The organism is Sulfuricaulis sp. (assembly GCF_049587675.1).
Lineage (GTDB): Bacteria > Pseudomonadota > Gammaproteobacteria > Acidiferrobacterales > Sulfurifustaceae > Sulfuricaulis.
The window spans coordinates 16,606-37,792 of sequence record NZ_JBAVEJ010000079.1 but is presented as its reverse complement, the minus strand read 5'-3'; the positions used below and the strand labels follow the sequence as shown (position 1 = coordinate 37,792).

General features: G+C 56.5%; 26 protein-coding genes and 1 pseudogene. 12 read left to right on the top strand and 15 right to left on the bottom strand.

Going from position 1 to position 21,187, the window contains the following annotated elements:
* From WB402_RS04275 to WB402_RS04260, 4 genes and pseudogenes are all read right to left on the bottom strand, one after another.
* Positions 1 to 230 (bottom strand): annotated as a pseudogene (locus tag WB402_RS04275) (hypothetical protein); the annotation flags it as partial.
* 81 nt (positions 231 to 311) lie between these two features.
* Positions 312 to 1,637, bottom strand: coding sequence for an OmpP1/FadL family transporter (locus tag WB402_RS04270; RefSeq protein WP_424205679.1), 1,326 nt, complete (start codon positions 1,635 to 1,637; stop codon positions 312 to 314).
* 343 nt (positions 1,638 to 1,980) lie between these two features.
* Positions 1,981 to 2,130, bottom strand: coding sequence for a hypothetical protein (locus WB402_RS04265; protein ID WP_424205678.1), 150 nt, complete (start codon positions 2,128 to 2,130; stop codon positions 1,981 to 1,983).
* Between the two features lie 81 nt (positions 2,131 to 2,211).
* Positions 2,212 to 2,481, bottom strand: coding sequence for a hypothetical protein (locus WB402_RS04260; RefSeq protein WP_424205677.1), 270 nt, complete (start codon positions 2,479 to 2,481; stop codon positions 2,212 to 2,214).
* Positions 2,482 to 2,663: 182 nt separating this feature from the next.
* On the opposite strand from WB402_RS04260, the gene WB402_RS04255 reads away from it, so the two are divergent.
* Complete coding sequence (locus WB402_RS04255; RefSeq protein WP_424205676.1) at positions 2,664 to 2,972, top strand: hypothetical protein; 309 nt, start codon at positions 2,664 to 2,666, stop codon at positions 2,970 to 2,972.
* Positions 2,973 to 3,413: 441 nt separating this feature from the next.
* Here the strand turns inward: WB402_RS04255 and WB402_RS04250 are convergent, their stop codons facing one another.
* Positions 3,414 to 3,638 (bottom strand): sulfurtransferase TusA family protein, encoded by a 225-nt coding sequence (locus WB402_RS04250; protein WP_424205675.1) that lies wholly within the window; start codon positions 3,636 to 3,638, stop codon positions 3,414 to 3,416.
* Between the two features lie 420 nt (positions 3,639 to 4,058).
* Between WB402_RS04250 and WB402_RS04245 the strand changes: the two genes are divergently transcribed.
* The 10 genes from WB402_RS04245 (at position 4,059) to WB402_RS04200 (ending at position 13,741) form a co-directional block, all read left to right on the top strand.
* Positions 4,059 to 5,513: a M48 family metalloprotease gene (locus WB402_RS04245; protein WP_424205674.1), complete on the top strand. Its 1,455-nt coding sequence runs from the start codon at positions 4,059 to 4,061 to the stop codon at positions 5,511 to 5,513.
* Positions 5,514 to 5,712: 199 nt separating this feature from the next.
* On the top strand, positions 5,713 to 6,306 hold the full coding sequence (gene soxX, locus WB402_RS04240; RefSeq protein ID WP_424205673.1) for a sulfur oxidation c-type cytochrome SoxX: 594 nt from the start codon (positions 5,713 to 5,715) through the stop codon (positions 6,304 to 6,306).
* A gap of 78 nt (positions 6,307 to 6,384) precedes the next feature.
* A complete protein-coding gene (soxY, locus tag WB402_RS04235) occupies positions 6,385 to 6,855 on the top strand; it encodes a thiosulfate oxidation carrier protein SoxY (RefSeq protein WP_424205672.1) in 471 nt (156 codons plus the stop codon).
* 41 nt (positions 6,856 to 6,896) lie between these two features.
* Complete coding sequence (gene soxZ, locus WB402_RS04230; RefSeq protein ID WP_424205671.1) at positions 6,897 to 7,217, top strand: thiosulfate oxidation carrier complex protein SoxZ; 321 nt, start codon at positions 6,897 to 6,899, stop codon at positions 7,215 to 7,217.
* 51 nt (positions 7,218 to 7,268) lie between these two features.
* Complete coding sequence (gene soxA / locus WB402_RS04225; RefSeq protein ID WP_424205670.1) at positions 7,269 to 8,129, top strand: sulfur oxidation c-type cytochrome SoxA; 861 nt, start codon at positions 7,269 to 7,271, stop codon at positions 8,127 to 8,129.
* Between the two features lie 174 nt (positions 8,130 to 8,303).
* Positions 8,304 to 10,040: a thiosulfohydrolase SoxB gene (gene soxB, locus WB402_RS04220; protein ID WP_424205669.1), complete on the top strand. Its 1,737-nt coding sequence runs from the start codon at positions 8,304 to 8,306 to the stop codon at positions 10,038 to 10,040.
* 182 nt (positions 10,041 to 10,222) lie between these two features.
* A complete protein-coding gene (locus WB402_RS04215) occupies positions 10,223 to 11,119 on the top strand; it encodes a phosphoribulokinase (RefSeq protein WP_424205668.1) in 897 nt (298 codons plus the stop codon).
* Between the two features lie 69 nt (positions 11,120 to 11,188).
* Positions 11,189 to 12,472 carry an HD-GYP domain-containing protein gene (locus WB402_RS04210; RefSeq protein WP_424205667.1) on the top strand — a complete coding sequence of 428 codons (1,284 nt, stop codon included), beginning with the start codon at positions 11,189 to 11,191 and terminating at the stop codon, positions 12,470 to 12,472.
* 150 nt (positions 12,473 to 12,622) lie between these two features.
* Entirely contained in the window at positions 12,623 to 13,249 is a 627-nt protein-coding gene (locus WB402_RS04205) for a Rieske 2Fe-2S domain-containing protein (RefSeq protein WP_424205666.1), read from the top strand.
* Positions 13,250 to 13,276: 27 nt separating this feature from the next.
* Positions 13,277 to 13,741: a hypothetical protein gene (locus tag WB402_RS04200; protein WP_424205665.1), complete on the top strand. Its 465-nt coding sequence runs from the start codon at positions 13,277 to 13,279 to the stop codon at positions 13,739 to 13,741.
* On the opposite strand, the gene thpR is transcribed toward WB402_RS04200, so the two are convergent.
* Both thpR and WB402_RS04190 read right to left on the bottom strand, forming a co-directional pair.
* Positions 13,722 to 14,288: an RNA 2',3'-cyclic phosphodiesterase gene (gene thpR, locus WB402_RS04195; RefSeq protein ID WP_424205664.1), complete on the bottom strand. Its 567-nt coding sequence runs from the start codon at positions 14,286 to 14,288 to the stop codon at positions 13,722 to 13,724. The two genes, WB402_RS04200 and thpR, sit on opposite strands and share 20 nt — an antisense overlap.
* Before the next feature lie 320 nt (positions 14,289 to 14,608).
* Positions 14,609 to 15,442 (bottom strand): rhodanese-like domain-containing protein, encoded by an 834-nt coding sequence (locus WB402_RS04190; RefSeq protein WP_424205663.1) that lies wholly within the window; start codon positions 15,440 to 15,442, stop codon positions 14,609 to 14,611.
* Between the two features lie 370 nt (positions 15,443 to 15,812).
* On the opposite strand from WB402_RS04190, the gene WB402_RS04185 reads away from it, so the two are divergent.
* On the top strand, positions 15,813 to 16,196 hold the full coding sequence (locus WB402_RS04185) for a hypothetical protein (RefSeq protein WP_424205662.1): 384 nt from the start codon (positions 15,813 to 15,815) through the stop codon (positions 16,194 to 16,196).
* 381 nt (positions 16,197 to 16,577) lie between these two features.
* Here the strand turns inward: WB402_RS04185 and WB402_RS04180 are convergent, their stop codons facing one another.
* From WB402_RS04180 to WB402_RS04145, 8 genes are all read right to left on the bottom strand, one after another.
* Positions 16,578 to 16,760, bottom strand: coding sequence for a hypothetical protein (locus tag WB402_RS04180; protein ID WP_424205661.1), 183 nt, complete (start codon positions 16,758 to 16,760; stop codon positions 16,578 to 16,580).
* A complete protein-coding gene (locus WB402_RS04175; protein WP_424205660.1) occupies positions 16,757 to 17,011 on the bottom strand; it encodes a hypothetical protein in 255 nt (84 codons plus the stop codon). Before WB402_RS04175 ends, WB402_RS04180 begins: the two co-directional genes overlap by 4 nt.
* Positions 17,012 to 17,017: 6 nt before the next feature.
* Positions 17,018 to 17,314, bottom strand: coding sequence for a hypothetical protein (locus WB402_RS04170; protein ID WP_424205659.1), 297 nt, complete (start codon positions 17,312 to 17,314; stop codon positions 17,018 to 17,020).
* A 33-nt stretch (positions 17,315 to 17,347) separates the two neighbouring features.
* The gene (locus WB402_RS04165; protein ID WP_424205658.1) at positions 17,348 to 17,479 is read right to left on the bottom strand and encodes a hypothetical protein; all 132 of its coding nucleotides are present in this window, start codon (positions 17,477 to 17,479) and stop codon (positions 17,348 to 17,350) included.
* A gap of 22 nt (positions 17,480 to 17,501) precedes the next feature.
* Entirely contained in the window at positions 17,502 to 17,756 is a 255-nt protein-coding gene (locus WB402_RS04160) for a sulfurtransferase TusA family protein (protein ID WP_424205657.1), read from the bottom strand.
* A 43-nt stretch (positions 17,757 to 17,799) separates the two neighbouring features.
* A complete protein-coding gene (locus tag WB402_RS04155; RefSeq protein WP_424205656.1) occupies positions 17,800 to 19,263 on the bottom strand; it encodes a YeeE/YedE family protein in 1,464 nt (487 codons plus the stop codon).
* Complete coding sequence (locus WB402_RS04150) at positions 19,251 to 19,676, bottom strand: sulfurtransferase TusA family protein (RefSeq protein ID WP_424205655.1); 426 nt, start codon at positions 19,674 to 19,676, stop codon at positions 19,251 to 19,253. Before WB402_RS04150 ends, WB402_RS04155 begins: the two co-directional genes overlap by 13 nt.
* Before the next feature lie 384 nt (positions 19,677 to 20,060).
* Entirely contained in the window at positions 20,061 to 21,176 is a 1,116-nt protein-coding gene (locus WB402_RS04145; RefSeq protein ID WP_424205654.1) for a permease, read from the bottom strand.
* Positions 21,177 to 21,187 lie beyond the last annotated feature (11 nt).

The window sequence follows — 21,187 nt, the reverse complement described above, 5'->3', positions numbered from 1 at the left end:
TTGTTGGTGACGCAGATCACAATGGCGCTGGCGAAAGGCGAATAACTGCCGACGATTTCAAATCCCGCGGCGGTCACCTTCAATTTCACCGCTTCTGCCACCTGCTTGAGATCCCCGGGAGGCGTGTCACCCAGAATAAAAGGCTTGAGCGTTTCTGCCGCAGCCTGGCTGGACATCCAAAGAACCGCCATGATGGCGAGGATGAACGTGTTAAGGAATTTGGTCCACATAACTTATGTCTCCGAAATAAAATAAAAGGGCTGGAATTACTTCCAGCCCTTCAATGACAGACTATTCTTATGCTTTAACCCTTACCACTTCTTGCCCCAACCGATACCAAGTGATTTTTGGCTCATCTTGATAGTCTCTTGACCGCCATTTCCTCCGGTGAGTCCAGAAAACAGCGAGTTACCGCTAACTGAGTTCTCGGAAGCGTGCATGAATGCCATGGTCAGCTCGGAATCCTTGTCCAAGGCATGCGTAAAGCCCAATGTGAAATGGTCCTCGACGACGCCCGGGGCAAGGATATTGAACGTCACGTCGCGTGACTGGATCGGGTTGTCGGTCTTGCCATACCCGGCGCGATAGGTCGTAGCGCTGCTGGCCTTGTACTCAAACCCGATTTTCATCACGCTCACGTCGTCCCAACCGAAACCACGTCCGCTGTCGGTGCCCAATAAACCTGTGTTGGTGCTTGGGTTGTTTACTGCCTTGCTATCGGAGTATTTGATCACCTGATAATCCAGGGTAAACGTCATTTGCGGCATGGCTTTCAAGGCGATACCGGCGTTGTAATTCGAGGGCATGTCAAACTGACCCTCCTCGGCGAAGAGTCCTTTATACTTATCAAACTTACTCATGGTAATCTTGCTTGAATAGGCCGCGCCCGCCGAGAAAGATTCGGTAAATTTTCCCAACCAACCGACACGAACACCGACACCGGTGGATCCGGAATATCCATTATTGGTCACATTACCCGGACTCGAACTAAAGCCCGGGTTGTCGAATGCCTGCAAACCTTCGGCCTTGAACTTTTGATAGGCCAACAATGGAGAAATACCAACTGAGTTATTGCTGGTTATTTTGTAGGCAAATGTCGGTGCAATAATGAGCTGCATCAAGTCCACGCCCAAGGCCGTGTTACCACATAGAGCGTTGAAACTCGTGCCTGCAACGCCAAAAGCGTTACAGACCCCTGGGCCAGGAATCTGGCCCGTGGGATAATTCGTGTTCATGCCGCCGTTGCCATAAACAGTAACGCCGAATGACATGTCGGGATTGATCATGGCGTTGTAACCAAATTCAGGAATAAAGAAATCCGTGCTGTCGCTCACAGCGGTGGCATCAATATTCAAATTCGGTGGAAACGCTCCAGTTGATCCCGTGCGTTCCATGCTACGGTCCGGACTGAACCAGTCCAAACCGAAGTCAACACGATTTCCGACCCACACCATGCTCGCCGGGTTATTCGCGCCACCGAAAGTATCATCGGCCAGTGCCGTTACTGCGCCCGCCATGCCTTTCGACTTCATTCCATAACCGTGAGAGAAATAGCCATAGGTGGCAAATGCGCTCGGCGCCGCTACTGCCGCCGCTACGGCCAAAGCCAGAACTAGATTCCTTTTCATACCCGACATGTCACTACCCTCCGAAAATGTTAAGGAGCGTCATGCTCCCAGGTGAATCGCCAAAATCTGAAGCCACCAATCTGGATTATTCTTCTGTGGGAAATACTCTCTTCAACCTGTTCTTGCCGCCAGAATGAAAGCCCCGGATCTTATTCACTCAGAACAGCGCTGTTGCATGCGTAACGACAACAGTCCCTGAGTTGCAACACTTAGGGCAAGTAAAGATGACGCTGCAGAAATGTCAATTACTTAACGTTACTAGTAGGAAATGTAACTAAGTACATGAATATCAGTCTATTTAGTGAATTTGCAGACCCCGGCCAGTGACTCCCTGAAACACGGCGTTATTGCTTCAGTTTGGCGCTTCTTCATTATAAGTATTCACTTCGTCTCCCCGAATCTGCCGACGCACCAGCACCACGTCGCGGGTATTAAGGGCAAACAAAAATGAGCGGATATCTCCCACCAAAGTGACGATTGCAGGCGGAAATCTCGTTGTCATGCCCGGGGCGTCCGGAGGTCTGAAACGGTTTGCCGGAATCCTCCAGCAACTCCAGCGCGTCCCTGTCCATGCCGAAATCGGTCAAACGACCGATGCGTCAAACTGCATCTGGTTGATATCCCTGCCGGTATAACTCAATGAGAAAATACGCCAGTAACGCCCGCTGCTGCTGATCGCGCGGAGCCGTCTCCCACTCTCCCATCTACGAGATGCGCTCCGGGAAGAACACAAAATTTGATTATGCCCGCCCATGTCGCGGATCTTCTGCGCTACCTTCGGGATATCCTGTTCGGTATCGCCCATGGCGCAGATGAGGTGTGTGCCGAATTGTTCCGGCCCGACGATTTCCACGACCTATTCGTGCGTGCGCCAGTTCTTGCCCCACTTGTTCGAGCTGTTGACACAGCGCCCGCGGGTGCGATTGATTATCCCAGTGTCACGCCGTCCAACGATCGGCGAGATATCCGCGTCCAGATCGCGCATCCGCGTCGGAGACAGTAATCGAGCATTGTGGGACTGAAAAAGATATCGTCATGGGAATCGGGATGGCTGATTCTGGAAATACACATGCGTTTGAACTGCTTACTGCCTTCGCTATTTTTGACGCGCGCAATGATTTCCTCGTGATGCACCGCCAGCCAGTCGACGCGGATGCGATTGCAGTCGGCATAGTCGCGCGTCTCTTCCCGATGCCGCACCCGGCCACAACAGGCGCAATTGGCACGGCAGCCTTCAGGGTAGGTGATGAGACAGTGGGTGCAGGCGGATACGATGCATCAGGCTCTCGGCCAACCCCCCTGCGCAGTCGTCGCGGCCGTGAAGAGCTGCACGTCTTCGGGTGAGCGCGATAGATCGTGATGGCGATGGCGTGATTTTCCTTGGTGGCCGGCATTAATGCTCCTTCCCTCATTCCGGAACAATGGTGCCGGGTGAATAGCTGCCTGAGAATTATCCACGAAGCGAAGCGCCGCAAGGCAAGCCCTGGAGCTCATAGCGAGACAGAATGATCGAACATAGAACTGAATTTGGACAGCGCCGCCTTATGGCGCTGGTGCCCGAAAGGGGCGAACCCGGGGATGGGGCAAACAAAAAGGGGCACAATTTGTGCCCCTCTTATCCTGGATCGGTTGCGACGATTATGGTGTCTAACCGGTGATCAGTGTTTTCAGCGCTTTCTGGTGCGCAAAATGCGAAGCGAACGGTTCACTCCGCGTGCGTCGTATTCCTGATCGGCCATATCTCCCCACGCAAATAATTAAGTGGTCGGATTTTCAATGACAGGATTACGCCTTCTTCAGTACAAAAGAGTATTCGCCGTTGGCTTCGGCGGACTCCATCAATTGGTTGCCTGTCTGCTTGGCAAACGCCTCGAAATCCTTTACCGATCCTGGATCGGTGGCGATGATGCGCAACGTCTGTCCGGTGGTCAGTGTGTTAAGCGCTTTCTTGGCGCGCAGAATGGGAAGCGGACAGTTCAATCCGCGTGCGTCGAGATCTTGATCAGCCATTTTTCCTCCTCGTCAAAAAAAATTCGATGAAATTCATAATCATGAACGCAACTATATTATAGAATTCTAATTTAGGATTAAACAGGGCAGGAATGTCATCCATACCCTTGGCGTCATCGTCCAGCCAAGGATCGGCAAGCTTACCGGGAGATGACCCAAGCACCATGTAACCCTTTGAAAAACAAAAGTATAATACTTTCAGGAAAAATTTAGTGCCTGGCATAAACAATTTTATGCAGATGTTGAAACTTGACTAAACCACTTGCGGTCAAAACCGGCACTGAAATGACTTGTGTATTACGCGAGATTGCCGACATGCCGGCGACCGGTCATTACTCGGCCAAATCAGGCCAAGGCTCACCAATACGGCGCACCGCTTGCACATCGATGTTTTAACGCAACGTCCCTACAATATTGGCCATGTGGCTTAAGTCCTGCCGTGCATTGCTTGCCGTAACCCTCTTGTGTCAGCTTGGCCAAGCCCCCGCGTACGCCGACACAGCCAATCTTCCGGATCTCGGTGATGAATCGCTCACGGTCATCTCGCCGGCACAAGAGCGCAAACTGGGGGAAGACCTGATGCGTCAGTCGCATCGCTCGCTGGCGTTCATGGACGATCCCGAGATCAGCGAATACATCCAATCGCTCGGCCGGAAGCTGGTGTCTCACAGCGATAACCCGCAACAGGATTTCCGGTTTTTTGTCATCGATAATCCAACCATCAACGCCTTTGCCCTTCCCGGCGGATTCATTGGCGTGCACACGGGGTTGATATTGGCGACCCAGGACGAGGCTGAGCTCGTCTCGGTGCTGGCGCACGAAATCGCGCACATCACGCAGCGACACATTCCGCGAATGATTGCCGAATCACAACGCACCACTTTGCCGGCCATGGCGGCGATTCTGGCCGGCATACTGCTGGCAACCTCCGGCCATCAGGGCGGCGAAGCCGCCATCGCGCTGACCAGCGCGGCGGTCGCCCAGAAAGGCATCAACTACACACGCACTTTCGAAGAAGAAGCCGATCGTATCGGCATGCAAATCCTGGCGCAGTCCAACTACGACCCGCGCGCCATGCCGGCATTCTTCGAACGAATGCAGAATATCAACCGATTGAACGAGACCAACCTTCCTGAATTCCTGCGCACACATCCGGTCACGACCAATCGTATCGCCGATTCACGCAACCGTGCGGAAAAATATCCGGTCCGCCCGGTTATCGACAGCAGCGACTTTCTGCATGTGCGCGCCAAGATCCGTGCCCTGTCATCTGATGGCAATCCGGATGAAATTGTCCGCAGCTTCAAGGAAAACCTGGCGCAGGGAAAATACCGCAATATCGACGCGGAGCGTTACGGCTATGCAGTAGCGCTGCTGCGCACACGTCAGCCGGCGGCGGCGCGCGCCGAGGCCCTGAAACTCATCGAGCGCCATCCGGGCAAACCCTCCTATCGCATTCTCGATGCAGAAGCCGAGATGGCCATGGAACACAACAAGCAGGCGCTCGGTATTTACGCCGATGCCTATGCCAAATCGTCCACCGATGCGGCATTGGTACAATATTACGCCAGTGCACTGCTGAAAACCGGCCATTACCGACAGGCCAGGGATCTGCTCAAAACGGCGCTGCAGCAGCGCCCGGAGAGCCCGGTGTTATACCAGATGCTGGCCCAGGCAGCCGGCGGCATGAATTCTTCCTTTGAGTCCCATAAGGCCCTCGCTGAATATTACTATTTCAGCGGCAATCCCAACGCCGCTATCCAACAGCTACAGATCGCGACCCGCTACGCAGGGGACAATTTTTATCTGCAATCCAGCCTCGAGGCGCGGATAGCGGCGATTAAGGAAGAAATGGCGATCTATCAGGGGAAGTAATCCGACTCGCATTCCATTTTCTTGGAATATCCGCCCGGGTTATCGCGTCTCACAGGCTAGCCATAAGGGCGCAGGGCCGGTTTTTCATTGATACGGACGGCTTACATTAACAGATGCTTATATACAGTGCCGGGGCTCAAAATGGGGGCTTGTCATTCTTGGCAAGATGGTTACTCTACTTTTGTCTCTCATGGCAGGCATGAAAGAACGTTATTTTCATGCTTGTATGGCCTATGCGAAACCGGTGAGATTTTTGAGGCAGCGGGACAAGCTCGATCCAAGGCAAGCTAGAACCAACCGATCGAACATGTTCAAATTGTTTGTGATGCCTCAATATTCAGCGGTCGCTTTGTTCAACAAGAAACATGCAGGAGGAGCAATGCAGAAAATCGCCAACTTCGTTATTTCCGGCACCGCCACGGTGCTGCTGGGGGTAGGTTCGTTGCTGAGCGCGCCTGTCGCACAAGCCGCAGGCGAGGCACCAAATAGCGCCGTATGCAATGACAAGGCCAATCCGCCCAAGGATGCCGTAACCCAGGGCGGCTGCATTGCCATTAATCGCACCAAGGGCAACTGCATGGGCTGTCACGCCATTGCCGGCATTGCACACGGAAACATCGCGCCGCCGCTGGTTTCCATGCAGCAGCGTTTTCCCGATAAGGCCAAGCTGCGCGACCAGATCTGGGACTCCAACAAAGCCAACCCGCATTCGGTTATGCCGCCGTTTGGCCGGAATCAGATTCTGACCCCGGATGAAGTTGACAAGGTTGTTGAGTTTGTTCTGTCGTTGTGATGTCTGCATCGCATCCAACGCTTCAAGCAACATTATTTTTATGGTTGTGAAATCATTCTCAAATATTTGGAGGACCCCGTGACCCATCTTCCCCGTCGTACCTTCCTAAAGCACACCTTGGCGAGCGCAGTGCTGGTGAGCGCCGGCTCGAGCCTTTTCGCCCCCGGCTGGGCGTTAGCCGCCGAGTGGCCCAAGGCCGCCTTCGGTGCCAAGAAAATCGATGAGGCAGTCCAGGCCCTGTTCGGCTCCTCGCAGATGAGCCCCTCGGCATCGATCAAGCTGAAGGCGCCGGCTCAGGCCGAAAACAGCGCCCAGGTTCAGGTCCAGGTAACCGCCGAGATGCCCAACGTCGAGGCCATCGCGGTATTCGTGGAGAAAAACCCCAGCCCGCTGGTGGCCCATGCCTCCTTCTCCGGGGCCGAGGGCTATTTCTCCGCGCGCATGAAGATGGCCGAGACCTCGGATGTCTACGCCGTGGTCAAATCCGGCGGCAAGCTCTACATGGCCAAGCAGAACATCAAGGTCACGGCGGGCGGTTGCGGGGGCTAGCCCTGTGACGTCATTGAACGAATATTGTTGAGGAACATAACATGGCAGATAGACAGACGAAAATACGGACCAAAACCCAGGGCGGCGATACAGACGTTCTGGTGCTGGTGAGTCATCCGATGGAAAGCGGCTTGCGTCCGGATCCCAAAGACAAGGATAAGAAGATTCCTGCACACTTTATCGAGAAAATGACCTTTGCGCTGAATGGCAAGGAAGTGGCCAATGCCGATCTCGGCCCGGCGGTTTCAACAGATCCGCTGGTCGGTATCAAGCTCAAGGGCGCCAAAGCCGGCGACAAGCTCAAGGTCACCTGGAGCGACAACAAGGGAGAAAGCGGTAGTGGGGAAGCTACTATCGGCTGATAGAGTGCGCCGCTTAAAGCGGCCCGTGAATACACCAAAGGAGAACCCGCGATGAAAAAAATATTACTAATTCTGGCAGTGCTGGGCGTGATTGCTGGAACAACATCAGCGGCCGTTGCCGACCCGGCTGCCGATCTCAATAATTTGAGGGAATTTTTCAAAAAGAAATTTCCTACGGTCCCGTTCGATGAGTACGCCAACGGTCTCTATGCCCTTCCGGACATGCAGGAGTACCGTGATCAATGGAAGTTGTTAAACGAATTCCCTCCGTTCGAGCTGGGAGTGGCGGACGGCAAAAAACGATGGGAAACGCCGTTCAAGAACGGCAAGACCTTCGCCAGCTGCTTCAAGAATGGAGGCAAAAACATCGCCCAGGGCTACCCCTATTGGGATGAAGCCAGCCAGAAGGTCCGCACCGCGGAGATGGATCTGAACGATTGCCTGAAGAAAAACGGTGAACCCGAATTCACCGATCTCGACAAGGACCAGGCGGCGCGCGTCAAGCTGGCCCAGTTGACTGCGTATTTCTACTCGCTTTCAGCAGGACAGCGTATCAAGATCGATCTCTCCAGCCCCGGCGCCGTCAAAGCCTACGAAGAGGGCAAGAAGTTCTGGTGGCAGCGGCGCGGTCAGCTCAACTTTGCCTGCTCCAACTGTCACATGGATCTGGCGGGCAAGAACTTCGGCGGCAATCAGCCGCTCAGCGCCGCGCTCGGCCACACCACGGCATGGCCGGCCCAGCGTCTGGAATGGGGTCGTCTGGAAACCATTCACCAGCGCTACAAGACCTGCAATTCGCAGGTGCGCGCCAAGCCTTTCAAGCACGGCAGCGAGATTTACAATAACCTTCAGCTCTATGAGACCTACATGAGCAGCGGTCTGCCCCTCACGGCGCCGGCCATGCGTAACTAGGCCAAGTAAAATCATCCAATATTCAAATTGAAACCCGGCGCCAAAAACGCCGGGTTTTTTCTTTTCCAAGGAATACGCAGATCGTTCCGCGCGTCTTATACAAAGACGGTAGCATGGCCCTGAGTTGTCCATTAGAATTTTCCCTGGTTTGCACTCCTTGAGACAGAACTGATCATGAGCCTTTCGCGACGTGAATTCCTGCAAATGCTTGCCGTCGGGGCCGCCGCCGGTCTTGTTATCGATGACGGCATTCTCGGCCGCAAGGCCACCGCCGATGATAAAAAGACGGACGCCCTCTATGATGTACCGCCCTTCGGCAATGTCAGCCTGTTGCACATGACCGATTGTCACGCGCAGTTGATTCCAACCTACTTCCGCGAACCCAACGTCAATATCGGCGTAGGCGCGGCGCGCGGAAAACCCCCGCATCTGGTCGGCGAAGCGCTGCTCAAACATTTCAAGATCGCACCTGGCTCCCTTGAAGCGCACGCGTTCACCTATCTCGATTTCGAGCAGGCCGCGCGCCGCTACGGCAAGATCGGTGGCTTCGCCCATCTCGCCACGCTGGTGAAGAACCTTCGCGCCAGCCGTCCGGACCGTACGCTGTTACTGGACGGTGGCGACACCTGGCAGGGATCGGCCACCTCGCTGTGGACCAAGGGACAGGACATGGTCGATGCGCAAAAACTGCTCGGCGTTGACATCATGACTGCACACTGGGAATTCACCTACGGTGCCGAGCGTGTGAAGCAGATTGTCGATAATGACCTGAAGGGTCACATCGATTTCCTGGCGCAGAACGTCAGCGACGCCACTTGGGGCGAGCTGATCTTCAAGCCCTACGTCATCCGCGAGATCAACAAGGTGCCGGTCGCTATCATCGGTCAGGCATTCCCGTACACGCCGATCGCCAATCCGCGCTATCTCATCCCTGACTGGACCTTTGGCATCAACGACGATCACATGCAGAAAATGGTGGACGAGGTGCGTGGCAAGGGCGCGCAGCTGGTCGTGGTGCTGTCGCACAACGGCATGGACGTGGACCTCAAGATGGCAAGCCGCGTAAGCGGCATCGATGCCATCCTCGGCGGACACACGCATGACGCTGTGCCTGCGCCCAGCGTCATCAAGAACCGCGGTGGCCAAACGCTGGTTATCAACTCCGGCTGCAACGGGAAATTCCTGTCGTTGCTCGATCTCGACGTGAAGGACGGCAAGCTGCGCGGTTACCGCTACAAACTGCTGCCGGTGTTCGCAAACCTCTTGCCGGCCGACAAGGAGATGGCCGCTTACATTGAAAAGGTGCGAGCGCCGTTCCAGGACAAGCTCAGCGAGAAACTCGCGGTGACCGAAGGGATGCTTTACCGCCGCGGAAATTTCAATGGCACTTTCGACCAGCTGATCGTGGACGCTCTGCTCGCGGTTCAAGGCGCGGACATGGCGTTCTCGCCAGGCTTCCGCTGGGGCACCACGCTGCTACCGGGAGACGCGATCACCATGGACAACCTCATGGACCAGACCGCCATCACCTATGCGACGGCCACCGTGAACCAACTGACCGGCGAGCAGATCAAGGTGATCATGGAGGACGTTGCCGACAACCTGTACCACCCAGATCCTTACTATCAGCAGGGTGGGGACATGGTGCGCGTCGGTGGACTGCAGTACACGCTCGATCTCGCCCAGCGACGCGGCCGCCGCATCCAAAACGTGACGATAAAAGGCAAGCCGCTCAATGCCGTGAAAAAATACAAAGTCGCCGGCTGGGCCAGTGTCCAACCGATCGAGCCCGGCAAACCCGTCTGGAACGTGGTGGCCGATTATCTGCGTGCGGCGAAAACCGTCCGCATCGGCAAGCCCTATATTCCCCGGCTCAAAGGCGCTTCCGGCAATCCCGGCTACGCTGTTTGACGTGGGACGGGTACCGCGCCCCACGGCGAGCGGTATCCGCTATTGACCGGCATGTCCGTAGCGGATATCGGACAATACCTATAGCCGCCTTCATTTATAAACCCCCATGCCGGGTCAATAGCGAAAATATCTCTCTCTGAGGTAGAATGTCCCGCTTTCAGTCGCCGGAAGGAACTCATTCGATGTCCAAGAAGCACCCGATCATCTCCGTCACCGGCTCGAGCGGCGCCGGCACCTCCACCGTCAAGGTTGCTTTCGAGCATATTTTCCGGCGGGCGCAGATCAACGCTGCGGTCGTGGAAGGAGACAGCTTCCACCGTTACAACCGCGCCGAGATGCGCGAGGCGATGAAAAAAGCTGAAGCCAGCGGCAACCGTAACTTCAGCCATTTCGGTCCCGAGGCCAACATTTTCGATGAGCTGGAAAAACAGTTCAAGACCTACGGCGAAACCGGCACGGGCAAGAAACGCTACTACCTGCACAACGAAGAAGAAGCCGCCGAACACAACAAGCGACTTGGCATGGCGCTCAAGGCCGGCGAGTTCACCCCATGGGAAGACATCCCCTCCGGCACCGATCTCATGTTCTATGAAGGCCTGCACGGCGGCGTCGTGGACGCCAAGGCCGGCGTGGATGTCTCCAAGTGGGTGGATCTGTTGGTCGGCGTGGTGCCGATCGTCAACCTCGAATGGATCCAGAAGATTCAGCGCGATACCGCCCAGCGCGGTTACTCCGCCGAAGCCGTGGTCGACACCATCTTGCGACGCATGTACGATTACGTGCACTACATCACACCGCAGTTCTCGCGCTCCCACATCGACTTTCAGCGCGTGCCGATCGTGGACACCTCCAACCCCTTCATCGCGCGCGACATCCCCACGCCGGACGAGAGCTTGGTCGTGATCCGTTTCCGCGACCCGAAAAATGTCGATTTCCCCTACTTTTTAAGCATGATCCACGACTCGTTCATGTCCCGCCCCAATAACATCGTCGTGCCTGGCGCCAAAATGGGCTTTGCCATGGAAATCATCCTCACGCCGATAATCTATAAAATGCTTGAAAACAAGCAGAAAGCCTAAGCCGTTTTTTGCTCCTACCCCCTGAATTCGCGCCAATTTGGCGCGGTTCTTGCTGCTATCTTTAACATCATGAAGAAGAAGGTTTCCGTCGAGGATCTGCGCTCGGGCATGTACGTGTCCGAGCTGGACCGGAATTGGCGCGATACGCCATTCCTGTTTCAGGGCTTCGAGATCACGTCGGATGAGGAAATCGAGCAGCTCAAGCAGCACTGCAAGCACGTCTTCATCGACACCGATGAAGGTTCCGATGTCTCTCCGAAGCCACGGCGCGTTACGGCAACGTCATTCACGGCGTTGACGACCGGGGACGATTCCAAGGAGCGCGTCATCCACCTCGAAAAGGTGGTGGAGAATTTCGCCCCGTGGCATCGCCACGCACCGCGGTATCAGGATTTAACAACACTCGACGAGGAAATCGGCCAAGCCAAAATCGTCGTGACCAAGACCCGCGAGGCGGTCTACGACATCATGGAGGACGTGCGTCTCGGCCGCAGCATCGACACCAGTGGCGCTAAAAAAGTCGTTGCCGACATGGTCGACAGCGTCATCCGCAACCCGGATGCGCTCATGTGCCTCAACCAGCTCAAAAACAAGGACGAATACACCGCGCTCCACAGTCTGCGCGTGTGCGTGCTGGCGCTCGCCTTCGGTCGTCATCTGGATCTTTCGAACGAGGAGCTGAACCTGCTCGGGCTTGGCGCACTGCTGCATGATGTCGGCAAAATGAAAGTCCCGAACGATATCATCAACAAGCCGGGCAAGCTGACGGAAGAAGAATTCACTCTCATGAAAAGTCACGTCCCCTGCGGCGTCGATATTCTCGAACAAACCCACGGCATTCCCTCCGTGGCGATTGATGTCGCCAGGTTCCATCACGAACGCTATGCGGGCGGCGGCTACGCCATCGGCGCCAAGGGAGAAGACATCGGACTCTTCGGTTCCGTCGGGGCCATCGTTGACTGTTATGATGCCATCACGTCGGACCGCTCCTATCACGCCGGCATGTCGGCGCACGATGCCCTGAAAAAAATGTACTCTTGGCGCGGGCGCGATTTTCAACCGGTACTGGTCGAGCAGTTCATCCAGTGCATGGGCATCTACCCCATCGGCAGCGTCGTCGAACTCAGCAACGGCGCCATCGCGGTGGTGATCTCTGTCAACCGCACGCGCCGCCTGAAACCCAAGGTGGCCATGGTTCTCAATCCGGACAAGACTCCCTTTACTCCCCCCAAGGTCATCGATCTGATGCATCAGGAAGGCGTGGGGCCCGGCCAGGAATTGGAAATCCGCAAGGTCCTCCCCCCGGGCGCACACGGCGTCTTGCCGACCAAATATATCCCCCTGGGTGGTTGAGGCTTCCTTCATCGCCGGTCTTCCGGGCGGCAAACCCACCCGGGTTATCTCTTTTGGATTGCTGGTGCGGGTGGCTACGGCTGCGCATAATACAGGCCAACCGGCAGCGCATGATGGCCATGCCGTCTCAACAACAGGAGAATTTCCGCAATGAGTGATGCTCTGGATTATCTGGTCAAGATCCGACCCGACGCGATGACGTCCTATTTCAAGTTTCTCAAGGAAACGGGGAAATCGCTCGATCCGAAAACGCGGATGCTGATCACCGTCATCACCAAGATTGCGACGCAAACCGAAAAGGGGCTCCGCCAGTACCTGCCGCGCGCGCTCGATGCCGGAGCAACTCCCAGTGAAATCCTTGACGCCATCCTGCACGCCTTTCCCGCGCTCGGGCTTGCCAAGATTGTGTGGGCCATCGATATCCTGATCGACATGGACATTCCCGAATTCCGCGCCGAGAACCTCGGCAAGGAAAAACGCTGGCATGAAGTCAGGCCGGCGGATCAGGTTCCTGACGGCAAAATCACCTACTGCGACAGCGATGGACGCAGCCTTTTCGTGTACCGCGCCAACGGCGAGTTCCACATATACGACAGCCGCTGTCCGCATCAGGTCACCAACATCCCCCATCTCGCGCTGGAAGGTTTTCGTTTGACCTGCCCCAAGCACCACTGGGCATTCGACATTAAAACCGGCGCGTGCGTGCAAAAAGGAAATCGTCCTTTAAAGCGTTTTGAATCCAAGCTTGAGAACGGTCGACTCTATGCGCGCTGGTAAGACGGAACACGGCCTGGTGTGCACGGCATGACAGGCTTCTTCTCACCCGATGAAATCGCCGCCCAGCTCAGAGACGGCCGTGCGCGGGGGAAATGCCAGCATGAAGAAAAGCGTGCCGACTTGCTGGAATTGGTACGGCAAGACATCGCCCGGTTGATCTGCGCCGTCAGCAATACCAATTACTTCAGCTATCTTATCGCCAAACGCGGCGAACTGGCGCTGGTCATCGGCACGCGCGGCGATATGCGCTGCCACACGATCACTCTCGAACTCATCCGGCGCCGAGAACGGGTGGCCTATTATTCCTATACCGATCCCATCCTCCGCACCGAGGATCTGCGTCGACGCGAATGCATGGCCGAACGCAAAGGAAAAAACGCACTCAAAATACATGTTCACGAGGGCACGCTGGCAAACCTGCTGACCATGCGCGCCCTGCTCTACACAAAACTTCCGTCCCAGGGACGCGTGCTCACCGCTCCGCTGAATTAAGCTCCCAAGAGCGAATAATCTCATAGCGCGCGCCATCGGCGTGCGTGTGTGACTGCACGAGGCAGAATCGGCGCACCTCCCAAATCAGCGGATCAATCGGAAGATTTTTGTTACACCGGCGCAACTTGCGCGCCAGGGTGAGATGCGCCGCATAAGATCGCTCTTCGGGCACATAACCGCAGGCAGGCAGCCCGGCATTCAATTCCCGCACCAGTCGCGACAAGGGCTCGGGCGTATGTCGGGGACCAATCCAGAGGATGCCCGGCTTCGGCCAGCAGCCGATCTGTTCCAGCGTCAGCGTAAACGAGCCGGTTCGAATCGCCGCGGCGACCTGTTCAGCGCATTGCCGGAATGACGCCTTCACCGAACCGAGAAACGCCAGCGTCAGATGAATGTTCTCCGGCGGCACGCGTCGCGCCTCGTCCTCCTGAACCCGGCCGGCAACGCCGTACAGCTCACGGCTCAGTTCAAGGGGTGGCCACAGCGCGAAAAACAAGCGCTGGCTTTTCGTTTCCGGAGGCGGTGCGGAAGAGTAGTCGGGATTCATCGTCATTCACGTCAACGAATGACAGTTTATCCAAAATTATAGTGGCCGTGGAGAGCGAGCCGGATTAAGACCTTCGTCCTGTGGGCGAGCGACGGGATTAGGAGCCTCGAACGCCAGACCAAGGATGGTCTGGCCGGATTTCAGCACAGTCCAGGGACGGACTGTGCTGAAAAAGACCCCGGCGAACAGGACAGCGGAGCGAAGAAAATGAACCTCCGATCAACTGGTTCAAAGCCTGATGCCGATATGGCCGTAAGTAGATGAGAACAAAAAAGAATACAATGATGTCGCTATACGGCAACGAGATTTACATTATGTGCCTAACGCAGCGACGCCACATATCCCTCTTCCCCGCCTTGCATGAAGAAATAATCCCTGGCTCCGCGCCGCACCAGATAATATTGCAGCCACATAACCTGCTTGCCCACGGCGTCGTAAATGAGCAAAGTCTTCCTTTGCAGCTTTGCTTGTTCTATCAGGGCATTCACCGCGACCTTATCGTCAACCTTCACATGCTGCTCACGCATCGGAAACAACAAGAAATCGCGCTGTCCCCGGTCGCGGATATCCACGATGATACAGTTGCACTTGTCGGCATCCGCCATGGCGCGAAAATCCTTGGCCGGGAGCATGTGCGCCTTGAACTCCGCGGAGCTGATAAGGTCCGACTTGTCGATTGGCGTTTTTTCGTACAACGTGGTGAGCTCCGGATGAGCGTTGGCCCAGTCAAAGATCCCGGCGTCAAAGGCATAAATATTGGTGATGCCGGCGCGTTGCGCCCGCCGCGCCGCTTCATAGGATTTGGCGCATGCCTTGCCGTTGCAGTAGAAAACGATCGGTTTGGTGTTGGACTTTTGTACTATTGACATGTCCGCCTCGAACGCGCGGTTCTTGCCGTTATCGACTTCGTCCACCGGCACGTTGATCGAACCGTTGATGCGCATCGTCTCCCACTCGAACCGGGTGCGGGCATCCACGACCAGGACGCGATCGTGCATCTTGTGGAATTCCTGAGTCGAAAGAATCTTTACATCCGGGTAGCGCCAGCGCAGCGGGAATTCCTTGTTCTGCCCGTTCTCCGCCGCTTCGGCCCGGCAAACAGTAATCCCGACTATCAACAGACAGAACACAAACTTCTGGGTGACACGGTACATAGTAACCCCCTTTTACGGTTTGGTGCTTGCATCGATTAACCAACACCGTCCCTGCCCCTTGAATATCCCTGATGTCTCGTAAAACCTCCGGACATCCGAGAACGCACGCGTATTGCCCGAGTTTTTTTCGGGAACGCTTCCGTTCTCAAAAATTTTTCTTATTAGTTTGGAAGAAATTCCACTGTTCGATTTTATCGGCGTCTGCTGCCGATGCCGCGTTCAAAGCAGTCCGCACGCAAAAAACGAAGGCATGAACGGCTTATTTGCATGAACTGTGCCAATATCTGAGCAAAATAGTCACTGGTCTCCGCCCAAGCGATATCTCAAGGGAAAATAACCAGGAATCTCTTTCGAAAGATTACCGAAGGCATTGAAAGAAAACTGTTTGCCTACGATCAATCTGTCAAATGCCTTTACAGATGCTTGGTATCCAGCGTTGGACGTACAGCCTAAGAATTGTGACATTATTGCGACATTGAGCAAGGCAGGCCTGAAGAAATGTGTCGTAAAGCGCGACAACATCTCCCGCATCAAGGCAGGCGGGACGCCATGGGAATCGTTTGCCGCAGTGGAGCTGACCGCCCGACAGAGAATGGGAACTGTATCGGAAGAAATACGTCATCAGCGTCTGCCAAATCTCCCACTGCAGCAACGCGCCGTACACGGTGCCGCCGGCGCCGCCGTTCAGTTACCAATGCAGCGCCAGATCGATGCGACTCCAGGTAGTGCGCTTCCAGCCACGACAGGCGGCTAGGTCAACGGCGTCGAAGCGTTGCATGGCGCTCAGGTCAAGATGGACTCATGGTGTCTTCCCACACGGCATAAGCGGACACGTTCTGCCGGGTGGGCGGGTCCTGCAGTGTTTGAACGAACTCGCGATATTGCATATCGAACAGCACCCTTCCGAGACATACGCTAAGTGATTGTTAAATGGTGGGCCGTGGAGGGCGAGCCGGATTAAGGCCTTTGTCCAGTGGGCGAGCGGCGGGAATAGGAGCCGCGAGCGCCAGACCAAGGATGGTCTGGCCGGATTTCAGCACAGTCCAGGGACGGACTGTGCTGAAAAAAGCCCCGGCGAGCGGGATAGCGGAGCGAAGAAAGTGAACTCCCAAACAACTGGTTAAAGGAATGCAACTTAGCGCCAGCAGATCACGGTATCGACAGCGGCAACGTCGTCGAGGATCTCATCGTAGCGCCCGCCGCACATCCGTACATTCACGATCGCTCCGAGGCGTACTAGCATGTCGGCCATCTCCATCAGTCCGGCGGGCATGTCACTGCCAAGATAGAGAATCAGAACTTGCCGGGTCGTATTCATATCACGTACACCACGTCGGCGCTGAGCATGTCTCGCGCGAGGGTTTCGGTCACCTGAGTGGAGTCGTCGAACATCTCGCGCGGTACTTCGCCGAAGTCCAGGGCTTCGAGCTGTTCCCGTACCGGCGGAGAATCATCGAGTCCGCCAAGTATCGCGACCTTCACTATATCGTCCATCAACGTAAGACCGGCAGCCACCCGCAGCGCCTCGACCTTATTATGTTTGGCGATAACGAGAATGTTTTTCTTCATGGCGAGTTAGAGTACGATCACCTTGTCGCACTCATGGGCCAGTTCGGCATTCTTGATCTGGCCCGTCATCGCTACGCCATCCGGCGCAGCGCCGCCGCCGTATATCTCCCAGCTGTGCTCGCAAACGTCAACCCGCAGCTTTCCGGTACGCGCAAGATCAAGCAGAAGCGCCGAGCGCAGCAGCTTCACGCCGCTGTCGGTCAGGAAGCATCGGCATCGCCACCCGCGCGCGACAGCCGCGTGCGCCAGGCCCACCAAGTAGTCTTCGACCGATTCATTCGTAGCCACGATTCCCAGATACACGGCTGCTTCTTTTCCGTTATGTGAATTCAATGCTCACTGAACCTTATCCGTGGCGCTGGGCGCGCCAGCAGGCATCGGGCGGCTCGCCGGGGAGAGCGAATAACCAACCAGGAATCCGACAAAAAACACCACCACTACGATGACGATCCACAAACTCGTTTTCATGCATCCACCTTTCAGTCCGCTCTTAACCCTTGCGGATGCGCCAACGCATTGCGTGGCCGGCCTGCCGCGTCTGCTCGACGATCTCGTTGCCGTCCGTCTGACACATGGCTAGGATGGATTCACCGGAGGAAGGGTTGTCGAACACCAATTCCAGAACCTCGCCCTGTTTCAGCTTTTCCATGGCCTTCTTGGTGTACAACTGAGGATGCGGGCAAACGTAGCCCTGGACATCAAGCATGTAAGTACCGTTACTGACCTTCTCAAATTTTACCGCCATGAGTCACATTCTCCCCGTGATAACCTAATTTTGCCGAACGCCATCAAAGCTCAAGCCCAGCCACTTCCTTGGCCATCTGACGCTCGATCCACCAGTTGAAAAATTTAACGCCGATGTAGCCGCCCGCCGTCATCCCCAAGCCGAACAACCAACCCGAAGGGTCGCCGTTGGTGACCGTCGCGAAGAACGCGCCGATATTGCAACCGAGCCCGATACGCGCGCCGAGCCCCATGAGTATCCCCCCGAACACGGCCCATAAGGCAATCTCGGCCGAAGGCCACTTGAGCTTGAACTCGTTGTTGAGCAGCGCCATCACTGCGGAACCCCCGATCAGCGCGAAGGACATCCACAGCACCGGGTTGAGCACCGGGTTCGGCAGACCATTGTCGAGCCCGAAAAAGATGTTGTCCATCTCGTTGACCCCAAACTTGTCGAGGACCCACGCCGCGCCCTGCGCCTCCTGAGTGGTAATGTAAAAGTAGCCCGGGTCGAAGACGGTATCCTGTATGCTCAGGCCGCTGGTATGACCCATGGCCTTGAGCAGTTCACCCACGTTGAGGATGTCGAAGTGCTGCTGCAGGCCCTGCATCACCCACATTTGCATCCCGGCGGCTACGCCCAGGATCAGGCCGGCAACAGCTGTGCGCCGCGAAGCCGTGATCATGCTCCAGTAACCGGCGAATTCGGTGCGCCAGCCGCGGTAGACAATCGACTTGTCGCGCAGGTAGCCCTTGCGGTACCAGCGCGCGTAGATCAGCGCCAGGATCACGACCGCCGGCAGGAAGGAAGTGATCAGAGCATTGCCGATAAACGCCGCAGCGAACGGATTCGAGAAACGCGTCAGCTCACCGAGCGTCTTGGCCGGCAAGTCCCAGATGTAGCCGGCGACAAACTGGTCGTACCAGCCGTCCGTCGGCGTCAGCACCGCCGGCAGGTTCTTGGCCGCCGCCGAAACCGTCCATGCTGCCGGCACGAGGTGATTGAGCCATCCGCCCAGATCGACGAAGATTGCCTGAGTGAAACTGAGTGACAGAACCACCAGCAGCGCCGCGATACTGCCTTCACCAGTCTTATAGAGAGAACCAGACGCACAGCCGCCGGTAAACACCATGCCGACGCCAAAGACCAGGCCGCCGATAACGGAGTAGAGGCCGATCGGCGAGGCGTGGAAGGTACTCTTGCCGACGGCCGTGACGTAAGCCGATACCAGGCTGAATAGCACGATCGCGATCATGATACCAACCGCCATGCGCGGCACACCGACCGCGAACAGGTCGCGGATCGCCGAGGCCATGCAGAAGCGGCCGTACTGCAGCGCCATGCCGTAGATGAAGCCGAACCACAGGTAAGCGGAGAGGTAGATGTAACGCGTATCAATAGAAAATGTCCACAGCGATACAACAACGAAGAATCCGAGCACCAGATACGCACGCAGGATATTGTGGCCTTCGCCCGCCGCGGTTTCGATCGCCTGCACCGAAACCGAGTTATTCGTCACGTCACCCATCGTGTGCATCCTCCGCCGTGTGGATGGCTACTGTGTTTTTTCTGCACGTAGATTTTCCAGCATTGCGCGTCCTGACAGGTGGCGAGGTGCACGCCGTTGTAGTTCGGCGACATGAAAGGAATGGTTTCGACGGAGCTGAGGTTATCGGTGATGACCTCGATGACGTCTCCATCCGCGGCATCAGCGAGCGCCCGTTTAGTCAGAAGATTGGTGCGGAGACACGTATCGCTGACAAAATTCAAGGATATCGCAACGTAAAGACACCCGTAGCCAACTATCTCGACCCACTCCTCCGCCACCTCGCTCGTCTGATTAACGGGCGCCGATATCCTCAGGCCCAGCAACTCGGCGAGACCACCGGGTTCAAGGACGCCCAAAAAACCGGACTTCCTTATCGTCAGTACCTTAACCATTACCCGTTCTCCGTTCGTAATGATCGCTTATCGGCCATTGTGAGGGCACAGGGAGCAAATATCATGCCTGGACCCCGAATCTTAATTTTTCACTGGTTTTAGACCACGCGTGATCCTGTTGCTCACTGAATCTCGGCGATAAATCGCAATATGCCGAGCACGGATCACTCCGAAATTGTTTTTTGCAATAAACCACTTCGTGGTCCGCCATTTCCCCAGCCGGCTCTCCATCCTCACCTCAAGAAATTTCACGTGCAGTAGCAGGAGACGGCGGTACGACTCCGGACTGCTACCGCGGGTACCGCTCGCGTGCGACGGCGCATGCAACAAACCTCCCCTTAGTCGACCCGGACTCGATAGGACACCAATTCACTTTCCAGCCTGCTAACCATCAACCGAGAGCGCTGTCTTGAGCCGGCGTGGAATCCCGTATATCCACCTCGCGAGCCCCCAGACTATCAGTCCGGCGACGGCCAACGCGCTCGCGACGGCGACCGGCTCCGGGATTACCGGCGTGAGCCGCGCGGCGAGATCGCTCCAGTCCAGGCTGCGCATGGGGTCCATGAGCGGCGTATAACCATCGAGCCAGAAGTTGACCAGTGTCCCGGCCAACAGCGACAGGCCGACGAGCCCGCCGACGTAGCGCAGCACGGCGCGCGTGCCGAGCACGCGTTGCAGCGCGAAGAACTCGGGAAGGTTGGTGGCGGCGCCGGTCACCAGAAAAACGATCGCGGCGCCGGGGCCGGCCCCAGAGGCGATTAGCGCGGCGACGAGCGGGATATGGGCCACGGCGCATACGTAGATGCTCGCGCCGAAGAGTGCCACGAGGAGCAGCGAGGTAAACGGCGCCGATGCCCCGAGGTAACGGCCGATCCAATCGGGCGGGACTGCCACGCTGAGCACGGCAGCAAGGATTACGCCGACACCGATGTATAGCCCGAGCGTGGGACCGAGCTCCCCGAAACCCCAGCGCAGCGCGCGTCCGAACCGCTGCGCGGCGCGTGGCGTTTCGACTGGTTGCTCCGCACAACAGGCGCCCGAGGCGCAGCACGGCTCGAGGCGAGCGGCGACCGGCGTCATGCGCGCCTCGCTACCCTGCTCGACGAAATATCCGATCAGAAACGGGGCCACCAGTCCGAAGACCACGTACGCCAGCGTAAGCTGCGGACCGAGCAACGCGTAGGACAGAATCACGGCCGCGGGGTTGATCACAGGGGTTGCGACCGCAAAGGCCATCACGGCCGCCAAGCGCACGCGGCTCAGGTAAAAACTCACCGCGAGAGGAATCACACCGCAACTGCAGATGGGCAACAGCGCACCTAGACCGACCGCGCCGAGCACTCCGTACACCCCTGACCGGTGCATGGCGTCACGCAGGCGCGCGGTCGGAAGGAACTCGTGGATCAAGCCGCCGACGAAGAGGCTGATCACGATCCAGAAACCGGCTTCGAGCACAATGCCGGCGGCCACGGATGCCATCTGCGTTAGTGTATCGCTCATTGCTGCCCCTT